This is a genomic window from Senegalia massiliensis (genome assembly GCF_900626135.1).
Classification (GTDB): Bacteria; Bacillota; Clostridia; order Tissierellales; family SIT17; genus Anaeromonas; species Anaeromonas massiliensis.
In genome coordinates this window covers 381,164-406,640 of record NZ_LR130786.1, presented here as the reverse complement: position 1 = coordinate 406,640, position 25,477 = coordinate 381,164, and the positions used below count along the sequence as shown (strand labels likewise).

Genomic DNA, 25,477 nt, shown 5'->3' with positions numbered 1-25,477 from the left:
TAATAAAGTATCTAAATTCAGGAGGTTTAAAAATGGGAAAATTATTTGGGACTGATGGAGTAAGAGGAGTAGCAAATAAAGATTTAACTGTAGAACTAGCTTACAAACTGGGTAGAATAGGTGGATATTTACTTACAAAAGGTAAAGAAAAAGCAAAGATAGTAGTAGGAATGGATACTAGAATTTCTGGTGATATGTTAGAGGCAGCTCTTATATCAGGTATTTGTTCTGCTGGTGTAGATGTATTATCTGTAGGAGTATTACCAACACCTGCTATAGCATATTTAACAAGAGAGTATAATGCAGATGCAGGAGTTATGATATCAGCTTCACATAATCCAGTAGAATATAATGGTATTAAATTTTTCAATTCAGAAGGATATAAATTAACTGATGAGATAGAAGATGAAATAGAAAGTTATATATTAAACCATGAGGATATACTAGCATTTCCAGTAGGAAATAATGTAGGAAGAAAGACTATTGTTATGAATGCACTAAATGACTATGGTAATTTCTTAAAAACAACTATAGATATTGATTTAAAAGGTCTTAAAATAGCTGTAGATTGTGGTAATGGAGCTGCTTATATGATAGCACCATTATTACTAGAAGAATTAGGAGCAGAAGTACATGTAATACATAATGATCCTAATGGAGTGAATATAAACGTAGCTTGTGGTTCTACTAAACCAGAAGAGGTACAAAAGCTTGTGAAAGAAACAGGAGCAGATATTGGACTTTCTTTTGATGGTGATGCAGATAGATTAATAGCTGTTGATGAAAAGGGACAAATTGTAGATGGAGATCATATAATGGCTATATGTGGATCCTATTTAAAAGAAAAAGATTTATTAACTGGAAATACAGTTGTAGGTACTGTTATGAGTAATTTAGGATTAGATATTTGTTTTGATAATAAAGATATTAATCTTGTAAAAACAAAAGTTGGAGATAGATATGTATTAGAAGAAATGTCTAAAAATAATTACAAATTAGGTGGAGAACAATCAGGTCATATAATATTCTTAGATCATAATACTACTGGTGATGGACTTTTAACTGGGATCAAACTATCATCAATAGTAAAAGAAAAAGGTAAGACATTATCAGAACTTGCAAGTATAATGACTTCACTTCCACAAGTACTAGTAAATGCTAAAGTAGACAATTCTAAGAAAAACAGTTATTTAGAAGATGAGATAATAAAAGTTGAAATACAAAATCTTGAAAAAAGATTTGACGGTGAAGGAAGAGTTCTAATAAGACCTTCAGGAACAGAACCATTAGTTAGAGTTATGATAGAAGGTAAAGATACATCAGAAATAGAAACTATAGCTAAAAAACTAGCTGATTTAATAGAAGAGAGATTAAATTAAGAGAGCTTTGCTCTCTTATCATTTCTTTGAAAGGGGTGATGCAAAAGGGAAAATAGTAGAAAATGAATAAAAATAAAGCGCCAGGGCAATAAGGGAACGGATACTTTATTGCAGACGAGGACGAGGTTTATCGAATTTATCGGCGGGTACCTCGGGGTAAGCTACTACCCTTAAAGATAAGTAAAACAAATAAGTAATTATTTGCACAACACTTATCAGGTAGAAAAATAAATATCATATTTGAAAGTGAGTGAGACAAAATGTGTGGAATAGTAGGATATATCGGAAATAGAGAAGCATCAGATATATTAGTAGAAGGATTATCTAAACTAGAATATAGAGGATATGATTCTGCAGGTGTAGCAATATTAAATAATAATAACTTAGGACTTAGAAAATACAAAGGAAGACTCCAAATATTAAAAGATAATTTAGAAAAGCAACCAGTAAAAGGTAATATAGGTATAGGTCATACTAGATGGGCTACTCATGGAGAACCTTCAGATAAGAATAGTCATCCTCATGCGAATACTTCTGGAAATATAGCTGTAGTTCATAATGGTATAATTGAAAACTATATGGAAATAAAAGAAAAATTAAAAGTAAATGGATATAATTGTGTTTCAGAAACTGATACAGAAGTAATTGCACACTTGATTGATATGTACTATGAAGATGACTTAGTTGAAGCAGTTCAAAAGGCAGTAAAAGAATTGGAAGGTGCATATGCTTTAGGAGTAATAAATAGAGAAAATCCAGATAAATTGATTGCTGTAAGAAAAGACAGTCCACTTATAATAGGTATAGGAGAAGATGAAAACTTTATTGCATCAGATATACCAGCAGTATTAAAATATACTAGAAATATATTTATAATGGAAGATGGAGAAATGGCAATAGTAAGAAAGAATGATATAACTCTTATGACTACTTTTGGTAGACCTGTTGAAAAAGAAGTTTATACAGTGAATTGGGATGTAGAAGCTGCAGAAAAAGGCGGATATGATCATTTTATGCTAAAAGAAATATTTGAGCAGCCAAAAGCAGTAAAAGATACATTATCTCCAAGATTAAACAAACAAAATGATATTAGATTAGACGATATAACATTAACAAAAGAAGATTTAGATAATATCAATAGAGTATATATAGTAGCTTGTGGAACAGCATATCATGCTGGATTATTAGGTAAGAATTTAATTCAGAAATATGTAAATGTACCTGTAATAGCAGAAGTAGGGTCAGAATTTAGATATAATGATCCATTTATAGATAATAAGACACTTATGATAATAGTAAGTCAATCAGGAGAAACAGCTGATACTTTAGCAGCACTTAGAATGGCGAAAGAAAAAGGAGCTAGAACACTTGCTGTAACTAATGTAGTTGGAAGTACTATATCAAGAGAAGCAGATGATGTTTTTTATACTTGGGCTGGACCTGAGATTGCAGTAGCTTCAACAAAAGCATATACTACTCAATTAGTATCTATGGCTCTAATATCACTTGATATGGCTAATAAAAAAGGTACTATATCGAATAGTATGTATCATGACTTAATAGATGAATTGAGAGATACACCAGCTAAAATAGATAACATACTAGATACATCAGATGAAATAAAAAAATTAGCAGAAGAAATATACAACAAAGATCATATATTCTATATAGGTAGAGGAATAGACCATGATGTAGCACGTGAAGGGTCGCTTAAATTAAAAGAAATATCATATATTCATTCTGAAGCAATGCCAGCAGGAGAATTAAAGCATGGAACAATAGCTTTAATAGAAGATGATACTCCAGTAATAGCATTAGCAACACAAGATAAACTTTATGATAAAACAGTAAGTAATATAAAAGAAGTAAGTGCAAGAGGTGCAAAGGTAATAGCTCTTTCAATGTTAAAAAATAAAGAAATTGATAAAGCAGCAGATAGAGTGATTTATATACCTAATATTATTGATGATTTATCACCAATAATAAGTGTCGTTCCATTACAAATACTTGCATATCATGTGGCAACACTTAAAGGAGCAGATGTTGACAAACCAAGAAATTTGGCAAAGTCAGTTACTGTAGAATAAAATCATTTCCAGGGAAATATGTTGTCGAATAAAAATAGATGGGAAAAGTAGAAGAAAAGTAGTTCTTCTACTTTTCTTTTTTTGTTTTAAATTATCTAATAAAATTGATATAATTTATATGAGATGGTTAATTAATACAGGGGACGGTGAAATTATGGCAAAGTATGAAGAAAATATTATAGGAAATTTTGAAGAAGTAGTCACTAATTTAGAAAAGGACATTAATAATAGTGGAGTAACTATGAATTTAGTTGATGAAAGTAATTATAAGTTTAAAGATACAAGTGTAGCAGTTAGAGTTTATGATAAATATTTTATGAGAAATGGTAATAGAGCAAGCTTAAGTGTTACTATAGTAGGACATGAAAATAATATTTTTATTTCGGCTATTGGAGCTGGAGGAGGACAAGGGGTTATATTTAATTTCAGTCTTGGAGCAGAGGATGATATGGTATATGTAGTAGAGAAAAGTGTGGAAAAAATTAAATAATTGCAAAAAATTATTTAATTAGTAGATTTAGTTGAAATAAAGGAATAGGAGTTAAAATAAAAAAGAAAATATTCATTATTATTTTCATAATTTTTGCAATTTTATCCCATGTAATATATTAGGCTTTCTTTGATATGAGTCGTTTACCTAAAAATGAATTATTAGCACAAAAAGAATCTTCTAATGGAACATATATAATAAGGGTTTATAGATCTGATGGTGGAGCAACTACTGCTTATGTTATTTTAGAAGAATTAAGCTTTAATAAGATCAAGAAAAAGCCTAAAAACATTTAATGGAATTATTATGAGGATGAATCAATAATTAAATGGCTTAATGATAATATAGTTATAATTAACGGACATGAATTAGATATGCCAAATGAAAAATTTGACTTTAAAAGAGAAGAATAATTTGTTATAAACGATTTAACTTACAATATTTTAGTTCAATATAAGGAGAGTATATGAAGAGAGTTTTATATAGTGTTATAATAATAGTAATAATTTTAATTGTATTAATTGTTATAAAAAATTATCCTGAAAAAGGAAAAGTTGAAGAAGTAATTTATAGTAAATATGAATATAAAGATAAATTTATTCGTATGGAGATATATGGAGGTTACAAAACCAAAGAATCAAATAATATCAATCAAATACATAAATTAACAAAATATTTAAGTGATATAAAAATAAAAGAAAATTATCTAAACACTAATTTAGAAGAAACTAATAATACTTACTTTATCTACTTAACTAGTGAAAGTAATGAATGGTTAGACATACATATAAATGACAAAATTATTGATGTCAAATATAAAACTTTAAATATAGATAGTAGGATGAAAGAATCTCATAAAGAATATATTATTATAGATGAAGATTTTGATATTAGAAAAATAGAAGAGATATATAATTCAATAGGTAATGAAAAATAGGACTCTTATATTAGAAAAAGACTCACTGTTATATATAATATATAAAGAATTATATGGTAACATTATAGTTAATAATTTAAAATTTAGAGTGAAAGTTTTTAATAAAAGAAAAAATCTATTTTTATTGATAGTTATATTTATATTATAAATATATTGAATTATTTGATAGAAATTGGGATGAAAGAAATTTTAGATATAAAAATTTTAAACTACTTATAGTTAGAGAATTAGGTATTAATAATAAAAAAACTATTGACTATTACCCTGGGTGTTAGCTTATGATTGTATTGAGGTGATAAATATGTTAATTAATGAAGCGAGTAAAATAACTAATTTAACTAAAAAAGCAATTAATTATTACATAGAACAAGACTTAATTTGTCCTGATATTTTAGGTAATGGGTATAGAGATTTTAGTAAAGATGATATAGAAGATTTAAAGAAAATCTATGTTCTTCGCAAATTGGGAATAAGCACAGAAGATATTAAAAAAGTATTTACTGATGAGTCAAGTAGTGTATTACAAAATTTATCAGTTCAAAAAGAGTTAAATGTAAAAAGAGAGAAGGCAAAGAAAGAGATCCTTGATAAACTTAGTTGTGGTAAGAATTATGATGAAATAGATGAAGAATTAAAAATAATTGAGCAAAGAGAAACAATCACTGAAAAGTTATTGATGTCATTTCCAGGTTATTATGGTAGGTTTATTTGCCTTCATTTTGCAAGATTTTTAAATGAGCCAATGAAAACAGAAAATCAGAAAATTGCTTATAAAGAAATTATAGAATTTTTAGATAATACTCCTTCGCTTAATTTTCCTAAAGATTTACAAGAGTATTTAATTGAAGGAACAAAACACATAAGTACTGAAGATATCAAAAGAATGACAGAAAAAACTAAATTATCTATAGAAAACCCTGATAATTTTTTATCGGATAATAAGGAAATATTAGAGCAATATTTAAAATTTAAACAGTCAGTTGAATACAAAAATTCACCTGCATATAAAATTCAATCTTTGCTTAAAGAATTTAATAGTGTAAGTGGATATTATGATATATTTATCCCAGCGATGAAGAAACTAAGTAATTCTTATTCTGAATACTATAGACAATTAGAAATTGCTAATAAAAAATTACTTGAACAATACCCTGAAATTGAAAAATTAAATAACTAAATTTTGCTATAAAAAATAATTAAATCTGAAAAACTAGTAAGGAGTTGTTGTATATGGAATTACAGTTAAGACCCATGACTAATGATATTTTTGCTAAATACATAAATAAGTCTATAAAGAAATATGCTAATGAACATGTAAAAGCTGGTAATTGGATAAAAGAAGATTCTTTAGAAAGAGCAGAAAAAGAATTTAAAAAATTATTGCCTGAAGGTTTAAAGACAAAAAAACATTATTTGTTTTCTGTAACTCATGAAAAAAATAATATAGGAGTACTATGGGTGAACATTTATATAAACAATAATATTAAGCAAGCTTTTATATATGATATTGAATTAGAAGAAGAATATCAGGGTAAAGGTTATAGTAAACAAACTATGAATTTGCTAGATAAGCATTTGAAAGAAAATGATGTTGATAGTGTACAACTACATGTTTTTGCACATAATGAAAGAGCAGTGAGTTTATATAAAAAAATGGGATATAAATTTACTGATTTTATGATGATTAAATATTTATAGTTACAGACTGTATAAAAATATTTAGTTATTAAAAAAAGCTGATTAAATCAGCTTTTTTGTTTTAGTAATTTTCACTTTTAATAGTTCTTTTCATTGGTTTCCAAATTAAACTTATTATTAATATAGATATTATAAGTTCTGGCACCATATATGTTGCATTATAAACAATAGAATAAATCCAAGGATTTTGATCTCCGGCATATGATGCGAAGAATATTACACCAGATAATACATGAGAAATTAATCTTCCACTTAACGCAAGAATTATACCAATAATTAAAGTTAAGTATCCTTTTGCTCCATCCTTTTTTATCTTATATCCTAGTCCTGCAAGTCCTAAAAAACCAAAAGCTATTGGATAATCTAATAAAAATTGTATAGGATGATAAAATGATGGTTTTAATAAAAAGTCTACAAGTCCATAAGTAGCTCCCATAAATATCCCAGGACCTAGTCCCCATCTGATAGCAAATATCATTATGGGAATCATACTACCAGCTGTAACAGATCCACCACTAGGTGCTTGATATATTTTTATATAACTAAGTAAGATTGATAAAGCTATTAATATTCCACCCTCTGTTAACATTTTTGCACTCCATTTTTTGTTCATATTGAACCTCCTTAAAATTTAGTATAAAAAAAGCCACTACAAAGGTAGTGGATATTTTTTAAAATATACACTTTCCTCCGCTAGTATTATCTAGTTCAGGTAGTAAGGGTCGTGATAAATCACTCTCAGCCATAAAGCTCCCCTAGTGTTAACGTTTTATTCTTTTGACTACATACTATCATACACTTTATATAAGTGTCAATATAATCTAATAATGAATTTATTAGTTATCAATGGAAGATAAAGATATAGCATTATTTTATACTCTCTTTATATCATACTAAGTGTGTGATATAATAAATAATATTATATAGAAAAGAGGTGGAATATGGACTTAATTAAGCATATTTCAATAGTTATAACTTTGATTATAACACTAATTTTACCAGTTGCATTTATAGCTCTATTATACAAAAAAGATAAAAAAACATTAATTTGGTCTATAATAGGAATACTGACATTTTTCATAGTTCAAATATCTATTAGGATTCCTATATTAAATTATTTAAGTTTGAAGCCTTGGTTTATAGTAAATATTTCTTCAAATACTTATATATATGCTATATTTTTAGCGCTAACAGCAGCATTAGTTGAAGAAGGTGGTAGATTTTTATCTTTTAAGTTTATTTTAAAAGATCATATTACATGGCTAAAAGGTATTGCATTTGGAATAGGACATGGAGGTGTAGAAGCATTTTATCTTGTAGGATTACCTTTAATAAAAGCTTATTATAGTTTTTTAAATGGAAATTTGAATTTATTTAGTAATATATCAGTAGAAAATATATTTTTATCAGGATTTGAAAGAACTCTAGCGATAATAATACATATTGGATTATCATTAATTGTGTTATATAGTATTAAAAAGGAAAAATATAAATATTTATTATATGCATTTATCATACATACTTTAGTGAACTTACCTATTTTATTTATTAATAATAAAATATTTATATGGACTTATCTTATAGCATGGGGAGTTATATTACTTAATGTAACATTTAAATACAAGAAAAAAATGAAAGAGGTTTTTTAATATGAGAAGTAATAGAATAATTTTGATTATAATTATAGCTTTAATGTTTAGCTCATTGATTGGATGCAATAGTGAAAATGAACAAGTAAATGATAATATGAAAACACCTGAAGAAACTGTATCATCTTGGACAGATGAAATAGTAGAAAACTTTTTAATTTCTATAGATAAAAAAGATTATGAATCCTTTAGTAAAGATTTTAGTGAAAGTATGAAATCACATCTAAATGAAAAAATGTTTAAAGAACAGGTTTTACCTATATCTGAATTAATAGGTGAGTATATAAAAGGTTCTAAAAAATTATTAACTACAGAAGAAGTAGATGAAAATAATATAAAGTTAATTTATAGTTCAGATTATTCAAATGAAAAGAATGAAGTTATTGTAACGACAGTATTTGATAAAGATAATCAACTTATTGAAGGTTTATTTATTAATTCTGAAAAGATACAAAATATGCAATAAAATGTAGAATAGAGTATAAGGCAAAATAATGTATAATTTTATACATTATTTTGCCTTTAATTATGGATTTATGCTAACACATTCTTACTTTGTTCTAAATGTTTGAGGTGATTTTTTATAGACTAGAGCGATTGCAATTAATATATAAATAATAGAAATTACTATTGTAATAGGTAAAAATATTTTCGCTGGTGCATCAATTTGTAATGACATATAAGAAATAAAATACACAGCAAAATTAATGATTTTAAAAAAAGGATTTTTAACTTTTAAATCCGTTGTATAAGGTTGAAAAATATAATACATGAAAATATAATGTATTGAAAAAAATAAATTTAATACTATAATGAATATTAAAACTGGTATCATATCTATAATTCTTGAGGAATCATAAATAAATGTAATGGTTAATAGACCTAAACATAATATCAATACAGGGATAATATTACTAAAAATTATTTTTTTTAATCTTAAAAAAAACATTTTGAGTAAAGCATCACTTTGTTTATAAAAGCTGTATTTAAGTAATGATATATCACAATTATAGAAAAGTGATTTAATTATATTTTCCGAATTAGATAGTAAATAAATTATAAAAACAAATAATGTATATTTATTTATTATCATATCAATTAATTCTTTTTTGGGGATATTATCTATAAATATATTTAATATCAATATAGCTATGAAACTAAGTATTATTATAGCTGATTTTATAAGCATTGGTCTATATATTGTTTTCTTATGCCTTTCGAAAAATATGGAGTTCAAATAATCATATCCCTCTTTATTATTAAATTTACTTGACTGTAAATCGTCAGTGGAATAATCTTTTTCATCTAATTTAACACCTATAAAATTAGCTTCTTTATAAACTTCATTTAATTCTTTAAAATCTTCTATAGTGTTTTTAGAGTTTATTACATCCCAAAAGTTTTCATATTTATATATGTATATACTTGATAATATACCTAAAGTTAAAGTAATTAAAAAAGGTATATTACTTGTAAAGAAAAAATATACAAATGAAAAATATAATTTTGGCATAAGTAAAAAGGATACTAAATAACTTACTATAACTATAATAGCATATATAATAACTTGAATTATTGGTTTACTATTTACATTAAATTGTCTTTCATTAAATAAGAAAAGGTATAATGCTTCACTTATTATATTTATTGAAGATATCATTAAAGATAATTTAATTCCGAATAAAAAGTTGAAATCTAAAAATATAAAAAATATAGAAAAAAATATTATTTTACCTAAAAATTTAACAGTTTCTTCAAAGAATATTTTAGAAATAAAATATTCTTTAGGTGGCATTCTCATTTGTTTTATTAAAATAAACTTTTCTTTATCTGTAGAGAGTGCATTTGAAAATACAAATGCTAATATAAAATAAAATGAAAGTATAAGCGAAAATATAACATTTATATTTATATCACCATCAAATATCAAAAATGCAGGTAAAAAAATAGGCAGCAAAAATGATAAAGCAGTTTTTATAGGTGTACTAACAAAGTTCCAAATTATAGATAAAACACTTAGTATACTTTTAAATTTCATAAAAGAATAATTAATATTTTTAAATAAGTTTTTGATTAAAGGTATCTTTTTTAAAAAATATAAAAACGCATTTATTGATATTGAAAATTGTATATGTGATATTTGTTTAATTGTTCTAAGCATTTGTTTTTTCCTCAAGCATTTCTATAACTTTATCTTCAAAATCAGGATTTTGTAATAACTCTTTTTGCATAAGTGATAACTTGCCATTATTTAAAGCTACTATTTCATCACATAAGTCTTTTGCTAATTGAAGTATATGGGTAGAAAATATAATTATATGATCCTTTCTAATTTCTCTAAGGAGTCTCTTTATTTCTAACGCTACAACCACATCCAATGATGTTAAAGGTTCATCTAATAATATTATAGGGGGTCTTCTTATTACAAACATGAGCATTTGTAGTTTGTTTTTCATTCCATGAGAATATGACCTGATTAATTTATGTCTGTCTTCATAATTAATTTTTATTATTTCAAAATATTCATCTATTAATAAGGGATGATCTAACTTATCTTTATTTATATCTATAAAAAATTTTATGAACTCATATCCAGTTAAAAATTCAGGAAGTATAGGGTCAGAATATACATATGATAAGTCAGTAGATTCTAATTTTTTTCTCTCACCATTTATTTCTATGTAAGCTTTACCTTCATCTGATTTTAACTCTTCTGATAATATATTAAAAAATGTTGTTTTTCCTGCTCCATTTCTTCCAAGAAGAGCATATATATTTCCCCTATTAAATTCAAAATTTAAGTTTTCAAGTACGCTTTTATTTTCAAATGACTTACTAATATTTTCAATTATTAACTTCATATATACCTCCAATATTTTCTATTTAATACATATCATTATATTATAAAGGTGATTTTTTATCAATATATCAAATCTATAGACAATACCATATGAAGCAAGTATAATGATTGTATATTAAAATATTAGAGGTGATATAATGAGTAATTTAATAATAATGATTATAATATCATTTTCCATAATATCCGCCATAGATAAAGTAATTGGAAATAAGATGAATCTTGGCAATCATTTTGAAGAAGGCTTTAAATCTATGGGAGGTCTTGCCCTTACTATGTTAGGTATTTATACTATATCTCCACTTATAGCTAAAGTTATATCGCCTTTACTTTTTCCAATTTCAAAAGTAACAGGAATAGATCCATCTATATTTATAGGAATATTTTTGGCTCCAGATATGGGAGGATTTAATGCTTCATTAGCTATAGCACATGATGCTCAAATTGGACTTTTCTCTGGACTTATACTTAGTTCAATGCTAGGTGCTACACTTGTGTTTACTATTCCTATTGCCCTTGGAATGATAAAAGATAAAGATAAAAAACATTTTTCAAAAGGAATTTTATATGGAATAATAACTATCCCATTAGGTAGTTTAGTTTCTGGCGTTATGATGGGAATAGATTTTGATACTTTATTATTGAATCACATTCCTATATTATTATTTTCTATTATGATATCAATGGGACTTTTTTTATGTCCTGATAAATTATTTAATGCTTTTGAAAGATTTAATAAATTTATACTATTACTTAGTACATTTGGTTTAATAGTAGGAATTTTGAAGTTTACTTTGGGTATTAGTATATTTAATGATATAATTCCAATTGAAGAGGGGTTAGTAGTTATAGGTAAAATTGCTATTATTCTTTCAGGAGCATATCCTTTAGTGTCTTTTATATCAGAAAAATTAGAAAAAGGACTCAGTTCTATTGGAAATAAGCTAAATGTAAATAAGAACTCTATACTTGGAGTAATTACATCTCTTGTTAATACAATACCTATGATTTCTATATATGATAAGATGGATAATAAAGGTAAAGTCATAAATTCAGCATTTGCTGTAAGTGCATCTTTTGTATTTGGCGGACAAATGGCATTTGTTTTAGGTGTTTCACCTGATATAATAGGACCATTTATAGTAGGAAAAATAGTTGCAGGAATCTCTAGTATCATAGTGATATTTGTTTCAACTAAAGAATATGGAAGTTATTTCAAGAATAAGAAATTTAGAAGAAAACATTTAGCTTTTAAAATAAAGAAATAATAATTGGAGGGATTGATTTGAATATTAAAACCAATATTGAAAGACTACGTAAACTCATGAAGCAAAATGGAATTGATGCTTATATAATTTCAGATGTAGATCCACATCAATCAGAATATGTGGCAGAGTATTTTAAAATGAGAAGTTTTATATCAGGATTTACAGGATCAGCTGGTACTGTGGTTATAACTATGCACAAAAATGGTTTATGGGCTGATGGAAGATATCATATACAAGCAGAGGAACAACTTAAGGGCTCTGGAATACATTTATTTAAGCAAGGTCTAGAAGGAGTGCCTACATATACTGAATGGCTAAAAGAGGTATTAGATAAAGGTAGTAATGTAGGATTTGATGGAAAAGTTATATCACAATCAACTGCAAAAGATATTATACAAAAGTTTAGGAATACTGGTATAAATGTAAATGATGAGTATGATTTTATAACAAAAATTTGGGATAATAGAGGCAAACAAAATTTTAATGAAATATACAATCATGATACAAAATATGCTGGAAAGAGTACAAGAGAGAAGTTACAATCTGTAAGGGAAAAAATGAAAGAAAATAATGCTGATTATTATATTTTAGGCAGCTTAGATAATGTTGCTTGGCTGTTTAATATACGTGGAACAGATGTACCTAATAATCCAGTTGTATATGCATATGCTGTAGTATCTCATAACAAAGCTACAATTTATTTAAATAAAGATAAATTAAATGATAAGGCTAAGCATACTTTAGAAGAAAACAAAGTTGAAATAAAGGAATATGAAAAAATAGCTGAAGATTTAAATAATATAACTGAAAATAATAATGTATATTTAGATGAATCAAAGATAAATAGATATTTATACAAAGCTTTACCTAAAAATACGAATAAAATTACGGGAACAAGTATAGCTACAAGTCTTAAATCTATAAAAAATGATATTGAAATTAAAAATTTAAAAGATTGTCAAATTAGAGATGGAGTAGCTATGGTTAAGTTTATTCATTGGTTAAAAGAAAATGTAGCTAAAGAAAAAATTACTGAAATAGATGCCATTAAAAAACTTGAAAGCTTTAGAAGAATGAATGATAAATTTAAAGGTATTAGTTTTGATACAATAGCAGGGTATAAAGATCATGCTGCTATGATGCATTATAAAGCAAATAAAGAGAGCCAATACACTTTAGAAGATAAAAGTTTATTTTTAATAGATTCTGGTGGTCAATATCTAGACGGGACAACAGATATTACAAGAACTATAGTGTTAGGAGATGTTACTGAGAAAGAAAAATCAGATTTTACTCTTGTATTAAAATCTCATATAGCTCTTGATAAATTAGTATTTTTATATGGAGCAACAGGATCTAATATAGATATAATAGCAAGAAAACCTATGTGGGAAAAAGGTCTAGACTATAAATGTGGTACTGGTCATGGTGTTGGATTTTTCTTAAATGTACATGAAGGTCCACAAAGTATTAGTAGACAGCCTAATAAAATAAAATTAGAAGAAAATATGATTTTAACTAATGAACCAGGTATTTATAGAAATGGTGAGCATGGTATTAGAATAGAAAATACAATAGTTGTTAAAGAAAAGTTTGAAAGTGAATTTGGTAAATTTATGGATTTTGAAACAATTTCATATTGTCCAATTGATTTAGATGCTATAGAACCTGCATTGTTAGATAATGAAGAAAAGAAATGGCTAAATGATTATCATAAAGAAGTATATAATAAATTAAGTCCATATTTAGAGGAAGATTTACAAAAGTGGCTTAAAAATCAAACAAGAGAAATATAATAATTTAAAGGTACCTATTAGGTACCTTTAAACTTATGTAATATATGGCAGAACTGTTCTTAATAGTTTCTGGAACAACTCTAATTCCTTATCAGAACATTTATTTAGTAAACTTAATAACTCATTAATTTCTAAATTTTCCTTTAAATAAAATCCATTATTTTCTAGGACTACTTCATTTCTATTTGTTTTATGCCCAAAAATTAAGTAATCAAGAGAAATGTGAAGGTGTTTAGATATATTTACCATAGTTGTTAAACTCATCTGTCTTTCTCCTCTTTCTAATTGTCCTATATAATAATCAGAAAGATTTATTAATTCGGCTAGTTCTTCTCTTGAAAGTTTAAATTTCTCTCTTTCATTTCTTATTCTTAAGCCTATGGATTTATTATCTATAGGTGTATTATTTTCCATAAAAACAACTCCTAACTTACTTTATACTTTAACGGATTTTCAGATATATTTTAATGTGCCTATTGCATATATATTAAACTTGCTTATTGCTAATATATGTTATAAAATTTAATGTATATTGAGGTTATAGGGGGAGATTAAATGAAAACTAATAAACTAATTATTGGAAAGAAGATTTTATGTAATGCTATTAATATGAACATAAGTAAAGAAATAATAATTAAAATAAGTCAAAAAATAGATAAATATATTTTAGAATATCATTCTAATAGCAATAAAAAGGATGATAGATATTAGTAATGTAATCTTATTGTAACCATTTAATACTGTTTTGTTACTCAAAATCTTCTTATATTTTATAAGATATATATTGTTAGAAAGATATATGAAATTTTGGGAGGATAAAGGTGAGTAGAAAACAAAGGTTTATAAGATTCATATTTTTATGTATAATATCAATTGTAATCATAATTATTTTAATTGGAAACCATAAAAGTGTAAGTTATAGTGGCAAAGAAATATATATTCAAAATAATGATGAGAATTCAAGTCAAAATAGGATAGAATTTAAGAAAGATTATAATGAAACTGATTTATCGACTGATAATACAGAAGGTGATATAGATAATGATATAGATAATGATATAGATAATGTATTAACTGTACCAGTAGAGGAAGCATATAAGAATGATGATAGAAAAATTGCATTTCTAACTTTTGATGATGGCCCAAGTAAAAATACTACTGAAATATTAAAAATACTTGATGAAGAGAATGTTAAAGCGACTTTTTTTGTTTTAGGTAAACTCGCTAAGGAGAATCATTCAATAATCAAAGAAATATATAATAAAAATCATAAAATAGGAAATCATACATATTCTCATGAGTATAAAAAAATATATTCATCTACAGATATGTTATTAAGTGAGGTTAATAAAACCAACAAAATATTAAAAGAAATATTAGGGTATAATTTTAAAAGTAATCTTTTTAGATTTCCAGGGGGATCATTTGGAGAAAATAAGACAGTATATAGACAAGCAATAGAAAATCAAGGCTATAAATATGTTGATTGGAATGCTTTGAACAAAGATTCAGAAGGTAGAAATAAAACTCCAAATGAATTATTGTTGAATATAAAAGAAACAACAAAAAATAAAAAAAGAGTTATTATTCTTATGCATGATTCTGCTACAAAGAAAAACACAGTAGAGTCTTTACCAATGGTAATTGATTACTTGAAAAATGAAGGATATGAATTTGGTGTTTTAGAGTAAAATATATATAGAAGGTTGGAAAAATGAAAAGCATAAAGACAAGAGTAATAGGAGCGTTTATTTTAATAATAGTAATTACTATTTTAATATTTGAAGTATTATTAATAGAATTGCTTCAGAGTTATTATTATAAGAATACTGAAGAAATAATTACAAATCAAATTAAAATATCATCTGATTTTTATTCAAGATACTTTTCCAATGTTTCACTTAAAGATAATATATTAGATAATGTTGATGTTTTTTGGAATCAAACAGAGAGTCAAGTTCAAATACTAGACTTAGAAGGTAATGTTTTAATGGATTCTATAGGAGTAATACACAAGGATAAATTATCAACAAGTGATGTAAGAAAAGCTCTATCAGGAAAGTATGCTACATGGATTGGAAAAGTAAATTATGATGAGCATGAAGTAATGGCAGTATCACATCCATTGATATCATCTAATAAACAAATAGGTGTAATTAGATTTGTTACTTCTTTAGAAAAGATTAATAAAGCAATTATAAATATTTCAATGGTTTTTATATTTATAGGTTTAGGAGTTATAGTTATAGCAATTTCAGTTAGTTATATTATATCCAAAACCATAGTATCACCTATTAAAGACGTGACAAAAATTGCAGAACAAATGGCTGAAGGTAATTTTAAAGTAAGAGGAAGTAATGACTATAATGATGAAATAGGCAAGTTAAATGATACACTTAATTATATGGCTGAAGAAATAACAAAAAAGGAACAACTTAAAAATGAATTTATATCTTCTATATCACATGAATTACGAACACCTCTTACATCAATTAAGGGGTGGGCATCTACTTTAAACACAGACAATAATGATAATGAGGAAATTTTAAAAGATGGTTTAATTATAATAGAAAATGAAACTGAAAGATTAACTAAAATGGTAGAAGAATTATTAGATTTTTCTAGGTTTAATTCAGGAAAAATGATACTAAATATACAAGAGACAAATTTTAAAGATATACTTGATTATATAAGAATTAATATGATGCCAAGAGCTCAAAGGGCAAATTTGTTTTTTAATGTAGACTTTAAAGGAGATAATGATAAAGTATATGTTGATAGAGATAGAATAAAGCAAGTTTTAATAAATATTTTAGATAATGCATTTAGATTCACTAAACCAAAAGGATATGTAATATTATCTTCACAAATAAAAAATGATATGTTAATAATAGAGATTAAAGATAATGGTTATGGCATTAGTAAGGAGGACCTTCCAAAGGTTAAGGAGAAATTTTACAAAGGTAAAACTAATAAATCTAATACAGGTTTGGGTCTTTCTATAAGTGATGAAATAATAAAAATGCATAATGGACAAATAAATATTGAGAGTGATTTAGGACAAGGAACTAAAGTTATAATTAAGATACCTATATTTAAAAAGGTGATAATAGATGAATAAACTTAAGTTATTAATAATATTATTTTTTATATTGATTTTACAAGGTTGTAATATTGAATTAGATGATGGAGATAACATTGTTTCACCAAAGAATCCAAACATAGCTATACAAGGTACATGGGAAATAAAAGAAAAGACATATGTAAAAGATGGTGGTTTAAAAAATAATCAATCAAATATATCAAATAAGAAAGTTGTTTTTAGTGATGACTATATATATATAAATAAAAAATTAATTAAAGATCCAGAATATAAATCAAAAAATGTAAATACCAATGAGTATTTATTGTATAATTATAAAATTGATATGAATGTTTTAAATATTGATTCTGAAAATATAAATGTTTTAATAGTTACATCAGGCAATAATTATTTCTTTGATATTATATATAAAGATAATAAAAATATTTTTATGTATTATAATGGAATGTTTTTACAGTTAAAAAAAGTATCAAATAATATAGATATAAATTCAGAAGATAATCAAGATGCAGGATATATAAAGGAAGAAAATGATTTAGATAATAACTTAGATTCAGGAGTTTTATTAGGACTAAGGTCACATGATCCAAAAAGTTCTGATGTTAAATATGGGTATAGAACACTATGGATATCATCAGAAAATAAAAAAATAAATCCAATATTAGAATTAAATAATTTATTTATCCCAAGAAAAAATGGATTTTGGAATATGAAAATTAATAGTACTTCTTCTGTAGATACTTTATCAATAAGTCCAGTAGAAGACAATATTAACAAATCAGTAGATATTAAAGAACGTAAGGATTTAGAAAAAGAGAAAAAAGTGATTCAATTTGTAAGTGATGACTATGTTATAACAGAATATACCAAAGCAAATAGTGAAGATAATTCTGCTCCTAGATTTAGGGTGTTACCTTTAGACAATATTAATTCTTCACAAGGAGTATTACTAAAGGATATATATATTGAAAATGGGAAAGAAGCATATTATAATTCTGCAAAGTCTTTTTTAATATCAAAGGGACAAGAAGAATTAAAAGATAAACAAGTTAACATTAATGAACAAAGTTTTACTATGACTAGAAGAAATGGATACTGGATTTTGAAAGGGCGTTTATTTTACATGATGGAAGGTAAAGAAAATTATAAGGATTTTAATATAAATATTTTACCTACTGATGAATTAATAAAATATAATGATTTACTATTATCTTGGAATTATATTAAGTCAAGAGTACCTCAAGCAATAGATGCATACACCTCACCTAATAAGGATTTAGCTATAATAATTACAGAAGATGAAATATATATTTTTTATATTGAAAATAATTTATTATCTTCCAAACCTATAAAAATTATTGAAAAGCGAAATCAAGAAGAGGTTATAATGGCAGAATGGTCTACTAATAATTATGTGGATTTATGGAATGATAAAATAAAAGAAGAGCTTAAATAAATATATTTATAACATTATAATTACTAAGGAGTTGCAAGGTAATTGGCAAAAATATTAGTACTAGAAGATGAAGAAAGCATAAGAAAATTTATAAAAATTAATCTTAAAAGAGCAGGATATGAAGTAATAGAAGCTATTGATGGAGAAGAAGCTCTAAGAAAAGCATTATATGAAAGTGAAATTGATGTTGCTATTTTAGATGTAATGTTACCTGGAATTGATGGATTTTCAGTTTGTAAACAATTAAGAAAAAATAATAAGCAAGTTGGAATTATTATGTTAACTGCAAGAACTCAAGAAATAGATAAAATAACTGGTCTATCTATTGGTGCTGATGATTATGTAACTAAGCCTTTTAGTCCTAGTGAATTAGTTGCTCGTGTAGATGCACTATATAGAAGAGTAGAACTGTTAAAGAAAAATAAATCAGATTATTTTATACAAGGGCCATTTAAAATAGATTTAAAAGGCAGACAATTATATAAAAATGGTAAAATTATAGAGTTAACTCCTATTGAATATGATTTAATATATTTATTTCTGATGAAACCCAATAAAGCACTTAGCAGAAATGATATAATAGATAGTGTGTGGGGAAAAAATTATTTTGGATATTATAAAGCAGTAGATGTAAATATAAGAAGGCTAAGAAAAAAAATAGAAGAAAATCCATCTGAGCCAAAATATATTGAAACAGTTTGGGGATATGGATATAGATGGAAAACAAATTAATTATAATTAAAAAACATATAAATAAGGAGGAAAATATATAATTATATAGAAGTAAATATATAACAAATAAAAATAAAGGGAGAGTGACTTAATGATTTCTACTACAACACCAACGATTGAAGGTAAGAAGATTATTGAATATAAAGAAATAGTATTTGGTGAAGTTATTTCTGGAATGGATTTTATAAAAGATTTTGCAGCAGGTCTTACGAATTTCTTTGGAGGACGTTCAAAGTCATATGAAGGTGAAATGATTAGAGCAAGAGAAGAAGCAATATTAGAAATGGAAAAGAGGGCAAAACAATTAGGAGCAAATGCAGTAGTAGGTGTAGACATAGATTATGAAGTTTTAGGACAAAGTGGTAATATGTTAATGGTTACTGCATCTGGAACAGCAGTTATTGTAGAATAGATTAATATTAAATGATAAAAAGTTAGAATTACAATTTGTAATTCTAACTTTTTTGTGTAAAGTAACTTAAATAATAAATTTTCATAATATATAATAGAATTTAATATTGTATGCTGGGTATATAGAATTTAGGAGGTTGTAAAATGGATAATAATTATAAAGAAGTTAGTAAAACACTTTGGATAATATTATTTGCTAACTTTTTAGTTGCAATAATTAAAATAATTGTAGGAAATATAGTGATGAGTGCAAGTCTTATAGCAGATGGTTTTCATTCTTTTGCAGATGGGTCTTCAAATATAGCAGGATTAATAGGAGTGAAACTTGCATCAAAACCTACAGATAAAGATCATCCTTATGGACATGAAAAGTTTGAGCTAATTTCTTCTTTAGTTATATCAGGTATGTTGTTTTTTATATCTGGTAATATAGTTATGGATTCATTTAACAAATTATTTAATCCTACAAAATTAAATATAAGTCTATATAGCATATTAGCTATAATATTAACTCTTATAGTAAATATTGTAGTTTCAACTCTTGAATATAAGAAAGGTAAAAAGTTAAATAGTTCAATATTGATTTCAGATTCATATCATACAAGAAGTGATATATTTGTTTCTATTGGAGTACTTCTTACATTAATACTAATAAATTTGAGATTGCCTAATATAATAGACCCGATTGTATCCTTTATTGTTGCAGGCTTTATAATTAAAGCTGCTATTGAAATATTTATATCTAGCAGTAGAATATTAGTAGATAAAAAAGCTCTTGATACTGAAAAAATAAAAGAAATTTTAGAAAAATATAGAGATATAAAAGGTGTTCATAAAATACGTAGTAGAAGTACAGGGAAAAAAGTTTTTTTAGATTTACATATGTTGCTTCCTCCAGAAATGACTATAAAAACTTCACATGATTTAATTCATAAGATAGAAAAAGATATGAAAGAAAATATTGATGAAGATATTCAAATAATAGCTCATTTTGAGCCCTATTATGAGAATTGATTTAATTTTATATTGTAAATTTTCCAAAAATTCAGTTGACAAGAAAAAAATGTTGTTATAAAATGTATTTGAAACAACGTTTCTTTTTTTAACCTTATATTGAAACGTCGTTTCTGAATCAATGAAATCGTTTTCTAAACTAAATTACTAAGAGAGGTAAGGGTGATAAGATGAAGCATAAGTTTATTGCAAAAAGATATTGGAAAGATATAACTACTCCTATGGGTCAGTCGGATGTTTTAGCAGCAAGTTTTGATGATGTAATTAATTTAAGTTTGGGAGATCCTGATCTTGTAACAGATGACTTAATTATTAATAATTCAATGAAAGATGCTAAAGCAGGTCACACTAAATATACTGATTTTAGAGGTGATCCTGAGCTGAGAAAAGAGATAATAAAAACGTATAAAAAAGATTATCATATTGATTTTAAAGATGAAGAAATAATGGTAGTAGCTAGTGGATGTCTAGCAATGTATCTTGTACTGGAAGCAATAATAGATGATGGAGACGAAGTAATTATACACTCGCCTTTTTTTACACCTTATCCACAGCAAGTTGAACTTGCAAGAGGAGTTCCTGTATTCTTAGATACTTTAGAAGAAGAAGATTTTCAAATAAATATTGAAAGATTAGAATCTTTAATAACAGAAAGAACTAAGGCTTTGATTATAAATACACCTAATAATCCAACAGGAACTTGTTTTACTAGAAGTACACTTGAAAATATAGCATATATAGCTAAAAAATATGATTTAGTTATAATTTCCGATGAAATATATGGAGCATATTCATACCAGAATCCATTTATACCAATGGTTACTATTGATGATATGAAAGAAAGAATAATAACTATAAATAGCTTTTCTAAAGATTATACAATGACAGGTTGGAGGATAGGACATGTACTAGCTCCAGATTATATAATAAAAACTATTCAACAAATAAATGAAAATGTAGTATTTACTGCTCCATCTATATCACAAAGAGGTGCAATATATGCTCTGAGAAATAGAGAAAAAATACAACCTCCTATGATAAAGGAATATCGAGATAGAATTTTTTATGCATATGAAAGAATAAATAAAATACCAAATATGAGTGTATTATCACCAAAAGGTACATTTTATTTATTTGTAAATATTAAAGAAACTGGATTATCTTCTACTGAAGTTAGTGATCGAATTTTAAAAGAAGCTCATGTATTAGTATTGCCTGGAATAGCTTTTGGTGAAGCAGGTGAAGGTTATGTTAGAATAGCCTGCACTGTAGGAATAGAAAAGCTTAAAGAAGCATTTGATAGGATAGAAAAAATGAAATTATTTCAAAATTAAAGGAGAGATAAAATGTTCAATACAAAAAAAGTAGTATTTCTTGGTGTTCCTGGTATGAATCCTAAAGATATAAGGAATATGGACAAATATATAAAAAAAGAATACGAAAATGTTGATTATGAATTTTTGTCTGTAAATGTAATACCAAAAAATGAATTAATTGAAAAATGTAAAGATATAGATGTTTTAATTTCTTGGGATCAAAAAATGGATGATGAAATTTATGAAAAATTGAAATTACGTGCTTATTGTGCTGCAAGTACAGGATATAATGCTGCAAATGTTGATGCAGCAACTAGAAATAATGTTATTGTTACAAATGTTTCAGGATATTGTACAGAAGAAGTTGCAACACATACCATAATGTTAATTCTAAGCCTTTATAAGAAAACATATAAAATGATTCCATATGTAAAAGAAGGAAACTGGGATCTAGAGATATTAGGTAAAATTAAAAGATTTGAAAATAGTACAGTAGGATTATATGGATTTGGCAAAATACCACAAGCAGTAGCAAAAAAATTAAGTGGTTTTGGAGTTAGAATTATTTCTTCAGATCCATTTGTAACAAAAGAGGATATGAATGAATTTAATGTAGAAAAAGTTGAAACAGATACTTTATTAAAAGAATCTGATTATTTATCATTACATGCTCCATTAGTAGATTCTACAAAATATTTTATAAGAAAAGAAAACATTAAAAAGATGAAAAATACAGCATATATAATAAATACTGCAAGAGGAGCGTTAATTAATTCAGAAGATTTATATAACTCTTTAAAAAATGGAGAGATTTTAGGTGCAGGTTTAGATGTATTAGAAGTTGAACCACCAGGGGAATTGGAAAAGAAAATAATAAACTTAAAAAATACAATAGTAACTGCTCATTCTGCTTACCTTTCTGAGGAAGCAGCAGATCAACAAATTAAAACTACAGCTAAAATTGTAGGACAAATATTAAGAGGAGAAAGACCCATGAATGTAATAAATCCTAAAGTTCTTGACAATATTCAATAGATAAAAAATAAAAAAGGGTGATTTTATGAGTGATAGTGATATTGGTAAAATAGAAAAAAGTAATGTAAGAACAACTGACGTAGTAAAATTTGCAATATTTTCACTTATTGGTGCTTTACTATTTTTATTCCCAATTAAATATGGTAATAGTTTTAACATTCCAGTAGGCATTGGAATAGATTTTGTTAAAGGTTATATTCATGAGTATACTAAATATATTATGTTGATATTTGTAGTAATAAATGCTATATTGACCACAATAAATTATTTTTTCAAACCAAACTTTATACAGGAAAATAAATGGTTAAATAAAGTATTAGTTGCTACTCCATTATATTTAGTGAGTAGAATAATAGGAGCAATAGTTATTGTAATGGTGTTTTTCCAATTAGGTCCTGAAGCAATTATTTCAGGTAGTACTGGTGGGACTATGTTAGACCTGACTATGTCATTGGTGTCTGTACTTTTAGTAATATCATATACTATGCCACTTATAACTGACTTTGGAATAATGGAATTTTCAGGTGTATTAATAAGAAGTTTGGTGAAACCATTATTTACAGTTCCAGGAAGATCTGCAGTAGATTTAATGACATCTTGGTTTGGAGCTTCAAATGCAGCAGTACTTTTAACGGAAAGACAATATAATACAGGTTATTATTCTGGAAGAGAAGCGGCAGTGATAATGACTAATTTCTCTCTTGTATCAATTCCTTTTTGTTATATAGTAGCTACTATAATAGGTATAGAAAATTTGTTTACACCTTTTTATTTAACTATAGTAGTTGTAGGATTTATACTTGCAGCAATAATACCTAGAATACCACCATTGAATAGAGTAACAGAAGATTATAATAAAGAAACTGGAAAAGTCATAAACGAAACTGTTCCTCAAGGCAAAAGTAAATTTGCATATGCAGTAGAAACAGCTTCATTAAGAGCAAAAGATACTACATTTTCAGATGTAATTAAACAAGGGAATGATATGTTTTTTAGCGTTATTTTTGGTCTAGCACCAATTATACTTTCTTGGGGAACTATATCACTTATATTAGTAGAATTCACTCCAGTATTTAATATACTTGCATATCCTTTTGGGTTCTATTTAGATATATTAGGTGTAGAAGGGGCATTTGAATTATCACCTGCTACACTAGTAGGGTTTGCAGATATGTTTATACCGGGACTTATTTTAGCACCATCTAAAATAATTGAAACTAAATTCATATTAGGTATACTATCACTTGTACAAATAATATATCTTACTGAAGTTGGAGTAATAATAATAAATTCTAAAGTTCCAATTGGATTTAAAGAGTTATTGTTTGTATTTTTAGAAAGAACTGTAATAGCTATACCATTAATAGTATTAATGACAAAGTTATTATTATAATATAAGATTAGACTCAGTTTAAACTGAGTCTATCTTATATTAACTTTAATTCAGTTGATATAGCTTTTGTAGTAGATTTTAACTTTTCTTCTAAGAATTCTAAATTTTTATATTGTAGTCTTGTAGTAGGACCAGATATACTAATTCCTGCATTTATAGTTTCATTTTTATCTTTTATAGGACTTGCAAGACAAGTTAATCCATATTCATATTCTTCATTATCATGAGCAACAGAATTATCTATAATATTTTGCTTTTCATAATTAAATTGTTGTATATTAGTTATAGTATTAATAGTTCTTTTAGAAATATTTGCATTAAAATATTCCCTAAGTTCTTTATCATTAAATTCAGCTAAAAATAATTTACCAATAGAAGAACAATGTAGAGGACTTATAGGTATTAATTTTGAAACTAATATAGAAGACTCTCCTTCAATACTTTTTAAAATTAAAACATTATCTTTATATTTCATTCCTAGGTTTATAGTTTCTCCTATATCTTCAGAAAGTTTTTCCATATATGGAGTTGCAATAGATACTATATCAAATTGTTTTTTTGATTTTTCTCCATATTTAATATGAGATTTGCCTAGTATATATTTACCATCATCATTTACTTTTTCTACTGCATCCCATTTTTCAAGTGTAGATAAAATTCTAAATACAGTAGCTTTAGGTAAATCTAAGTCTTTAGAAATAGTAGATACACCCACTTCTTCAGTATTATTATAAATATACTCAATTATATTCATAGCTCTATCTACCATTGTTATTATATTTATATCATTCATAATACTCCACCTTTATATATATTTCTATTATAATAATATCAGAAAATACCAAAAAATGATATA

General features: G+C 25.8%; 25 protein-coding genes, 1 pseudogene and 1 riboswitch. Of the genes and pseudogenes, 21 read left to right on the top strand and 5 right to left on the bottom strand.

The genetic code is table 11. The annotated features are described in order from the left end of the window. Window positions 1–32 precede the first annotated feature (32 nt). The 7 genes and pseudogenes from glmM to E0D94_RS11805 all read left to right on the top strand — a co-directional run bounded on the left by glmM (window position 33) and on the right by E0D94_RS11805 (window position 6,591). On the top strand, window positions 33–1,379 hold the full coding sequence (gene glmM, locus E0D94_RS11830) for a phosphoglucosamine mutase (RefSeq protein WP_130807772.1): 1,347 nt from the start codon (window positions 33–35) through the stop codon (window positions 1,377–1,379). A 260-nt stretch (window positions 1,380–1,639) separates the two neighbouring features. Then, window positions 1,640–3,466: a glutamine--fructose-6-phosphate transaminase (isomerizing) gene (gene glmS, locus E0D94_RS11825; RefSeq protein ID WP_130807771.1), complete on the top strand. Its 1,827-nt coding sequence runs from the start codon at window positions 1,640–1,642 to the stop codon at window positions 3,464–3,466. Between the two features lie 118 nt (window positions 3,467–3,584). After that, a complete protein-coding gene (locus E0D94_RS11820; protein WP_242620537.1) occupies window positions 3,585–3,956 on the top strand; it encodes a DUF6054 family protein in 372 nt (123 codons plus the stop codon). 134 nt (window positions 3,957–4,090) lie between these two features. Then, window positions 4,091–4,369, top strand: a pseudogene (locus tag E0D94_RS15040) (DUF5412 family protein). Window positions 4,370–4,422: 53 nt separating this feature from the next. Next, complete coding sequence (locus E0D94_RS11815) at window positions 4,423–4,893, top strand: hypothetical protein (RefSeq protein WP_130807769.1); 471 nt, start codon at window positions 4,423–4,425, stop codon at window positions 4,891–4,893. A gap of 301 nt (window positions 4,894–5,194) precedes the next feature. Then, window positions 5,195–6,070 (top strand): MerR family transcriptional regulator, encoded by an 876-nt coding sequence (locus tag E0D94_RS11810; protein ID WP_130807768.1) that lies wholly within the window; start codon window positions 5,195–5,197, stop codon window positions 6,068–6,070. Between the two features lie 53 nt (window positions 6,071–6,123). Next, entirely contained in the window at window positions 6,124–6,591 is a 468-nt protein-coding gene (locus E0D94_RS11805) for a GNAT family N-acetyltransferase (protein WP_130807767.1), read from the top strand. 61 nt (window positions 6,592–6,652) lie between these two features. Here the strand turns inward: E0D94_RS11805 and thiT are convergent, their stop codons facing one another. Beyond that, window positions 6,653–7,204, bottom strand: coding sequence for an energy-coupled thiamine transporter ThiT (gene thiT / locus E0D94_RS11800; RefSeq protein WP_130807766.1), 552 nt, complete (start codon window positions 7,202–7,204; stop codon window positions 6,653–6,655). A 55-nt stretch (window positions 7,205–7,259) separates the two neighbouring features. Continuing rightward, window positions 7,260–7,358: riboswitch (TPP riboswitch) on the bottom strand. A 174-nt stretch (window positions 7,359–7,532) separates the two neighbouring features. Here thiT and E0D94_RS11795 point away from each other — a divergent pair. Together E0D94_RS11795 and E0D94_RS11790 are read left to right on the top strand one after the other, a co-directional pair. Then, on the top strand, window positions 7,533–8,240 hold the full coding sequence (locus E0D94_RS11795; protein ID WP_130807765.1) for a YhfC family glutamic-type intramembrane protease: 708 nt from the start codon (window positions 7,533–7,535) through the stop codon (window positions 8,238–8,240). Window position 8,241: 1 nt separating this feature from the next. Continuing rightward, complete coding sequence (locus E0D94_RS11790; protein WP_130807764.1) at window positions 8,242–8,706, top strand: DUF3887 domain-containing protein; 465 nt, start codon at window positions 8,242–8,244, stop codon at window positions 8,704–8,706. A gap of 84 nt (window positions 8,707–8,790) precedes the next feature. Here E0D94_RS11790 and E0D94_RS11785 read toward each other — a convergent pair whose 3' ends face one another. Together E0D94_RS11785 and E0D94_RS11780 are read right to left on the bottom strand one after the other, a co-directional pair. After that, window positions 8,791–10,401, bottom strand: a complete 1,611-nt coding sequence (locus tag E0D94_RS11785; protein ID WP_130807763.1) for a hypothetical protein — start codon at window positions 10,399–10,401, stop codon at window positions 8,791–8,793. Further along, entirely contained in the window at window positions 10,394–11,101 is a 708-nt protein-coding gene (locus E0D94_RS11780; RefSeq protein WP_130807762.1) for an ABC transporter ATP-binding protein, read from the bottom strand. Before E0D94_RS11780 ends, E0D94_RS11785 begins: the two co-directional genes overlap by 8 nt. Window positions 11,102–11,237: 136 nt before the next feature. Here E0D94_RS11780 and eutH point away from each other — a divergent pair, with 136 nt between their 5' ends. Both eutH and E0D94_RS11770 read left to right on the top strand, forming a co-directional pair. Next, window positions 11,238–12,365 (top strand): ethanolamine utilization protein EutH, encoded by a 1,128-nt coding sequence (gene eutH, locus E0D94_RS11775; protein WP_130807761.1) that lies wholly within the window; start codon window positions 11,238–11,240, stop codon window positions 12,363–12,365. A gap of 17 nt (window positions 12,366–12,382) precedes the next feature. After that, complete coding sequence (locus tag E0D94_RS11770) at window positions 12,383–14,161, top strand: aminopeptidase P family protein (protein ID WP_130807760.1); 1,779 nt, start codon at window positions 12,383–12,385, stop codon at window positions 14,159–14,161. A 33-nt stretch (window positions 14,162–14,194) separates the two neighbouring features. Here the strand turns inward: E0D94_RS11770 and E0D94_RS11765 are convergent, their stop codons facing one another. Further along, window positions 14,195–14,575: a helix-turn-helix domain-containing protein gene (locus E0D94_RS11765; RefSeq protein WP_130807759.1), complete on the bottom strand. Its 381-nt coding sequence runs from the start codon at window positions 14,573–14,575 to the stop codon at window positions 14,195–14,197. Window positions 14,576–14,716: 141 nt separating this feature from the next. Here E0D94_RS11765 and E0D94_RS11760 point away from each other — a divergent pair, with 141 nt between their 5' ends. The 10 genes from E0D94_RS11760 to E0D94_RS11715 all read left to right on the top strand — a co-directional run bounded on the left by E0D94_RS11760 (window position 14,717) and on the right by E0D94_RS11715 (window position 24,621). After that, on the top strand, window positions 14,717–14,872 hold the full coding sequence (locus E0D94_RS11760; protein ID WP_130807758.1) for a Spo0E family sporulation regulatory protein-aspartic acid phosphatase: 156 nt from the start codon (window positions 14,717–14,719) through the stop codon (window positions 14,870–14,872). A gap of 110 nt (window positions 14,873–14,982) precedes the next feature. Then, complete coding sequence (locus tag E0D94_RS11755) at window positions 14,983–15,852, top strand: polysaccharide deacetylase family protein (RefSeq protein WP_165442960.1); 870 nt, start codon at window positions 14,983–14,985, stop codon at window positions 15,850–15,852. 23 nt (window positions 15,853–15,875) lie between these two features. Continuing rightward, window positions 15,876–17,282: a sensor histidine kinase gene (locus tag E0D94_RS11750; protein WP_130807756.1), complete on the top strand. Its 1,407-nt coding sequence runs from the start codon at window positions 15,876–15,878 to the stop codon at window positions 17,280–17,282. Further along, entirely contained in the window at window positions 17,275–18,720 is a 1,446-nt protein-coding gene (locus E0D94_RS11745; RefSeq protein ID WP_130807755.1) for a hypothetical protein, read from the top strand. The genes E0D94_RS11750 and E0D94_RS11745 overlap by 8 nt, the downstream gene beginning before the upstream one ends. Window positions 18,721–18,762: 42 nt before the next feature. Continuing rightward, on the top strand, window positions 18,763–19,452 hold the full coding sequence (locus E0D94_RS11740) for a response regulator transcription factor (protein WP_130807754.1): 690 nt from the start codon (window positions 18,763–18,765) through the stop codon (window positions 19,450–19,452). Between the two features lie 91 nt (window positions 19,453–19,543). Then, a complete protein-coding gene (locus E0D94_RS11735; protein WP_130807753.1) occupies window positions 19,544–19,864 on the top strand; it encodes a putative heavy metal-binding protein in 321 nt (106 codons plus the stop codon). A gap of 143 nt (window positions 19,865–20,007) precedes the next feature. Further along, a complete protein-coding gene (locus tag E0D94_RS11730) occupies window positions 20,008–20,877 on the top strand; it encodes a cation diffusion facilitator family transporter (protein WP_130807752.1) in 870 nt (289 codons plus the stop codon). Between the two features lie 170 nt (window positions 20,878–21,047). After that, the gene (locus E0D94_RS11725; RefSeq protein WP_130807751.1) at window positions 21,048–22,211 is read left to right on the top strand and encodes a pyridoxal phosphate-dependent aminotransferase; all 1,164 of its coding nucleotides are present in this window, start codon (window positions 21,048–21,050) and stop codon (window positions 22,209–22,211) included. A gap of 12 nt (window positions 22,212–22,223) precedes the next feature. Next, the gene (locus E0D94_RS11720; RefSeq protein WP_130807750.1) at window positions 22,224–23,228 is read left to right on the top strand and encodes a C-terminal binding protein; all 1,005 of its coding nucleotides are present in this window, start codon (window positions 22,224–22,226) and stop codon (window positions 23,226–23,228) included. A gap of 25 nt (window positions 23,229–23,253) precedes the next feature. After that, on the top strand, window positions 23,254–24,621 hold the full coding sequence (locus tag E0D94_RS11715; RefSeq protein WP_130807749.1) for a YjiH family protein: 1,368 nt from the start codon (window positions 23,254–23,256) through the stop codon (window positions 24,619–24,621). A 34-nt stretch (window positions 24,622–24,655) separates the two neighbouring features. On the opposite strand, the gene E0D94_RS11710 is transcribed toward E0D94_RS11715, so the two are convergent. Next, window positions 24,656–25,414 (bottom strand): IclR family transcriptional regulator, encoded by a 759-nt coding sequence (locus tag E0D94_RS11710; RefSeq protein ID WP_130807748.1) that lies wholly within the window; start codon window positions 25,412–25,414, stop codon window positions 24,656–24,658. Window positions 25,415–25,477: the final 63 nt, after the last annotated feature.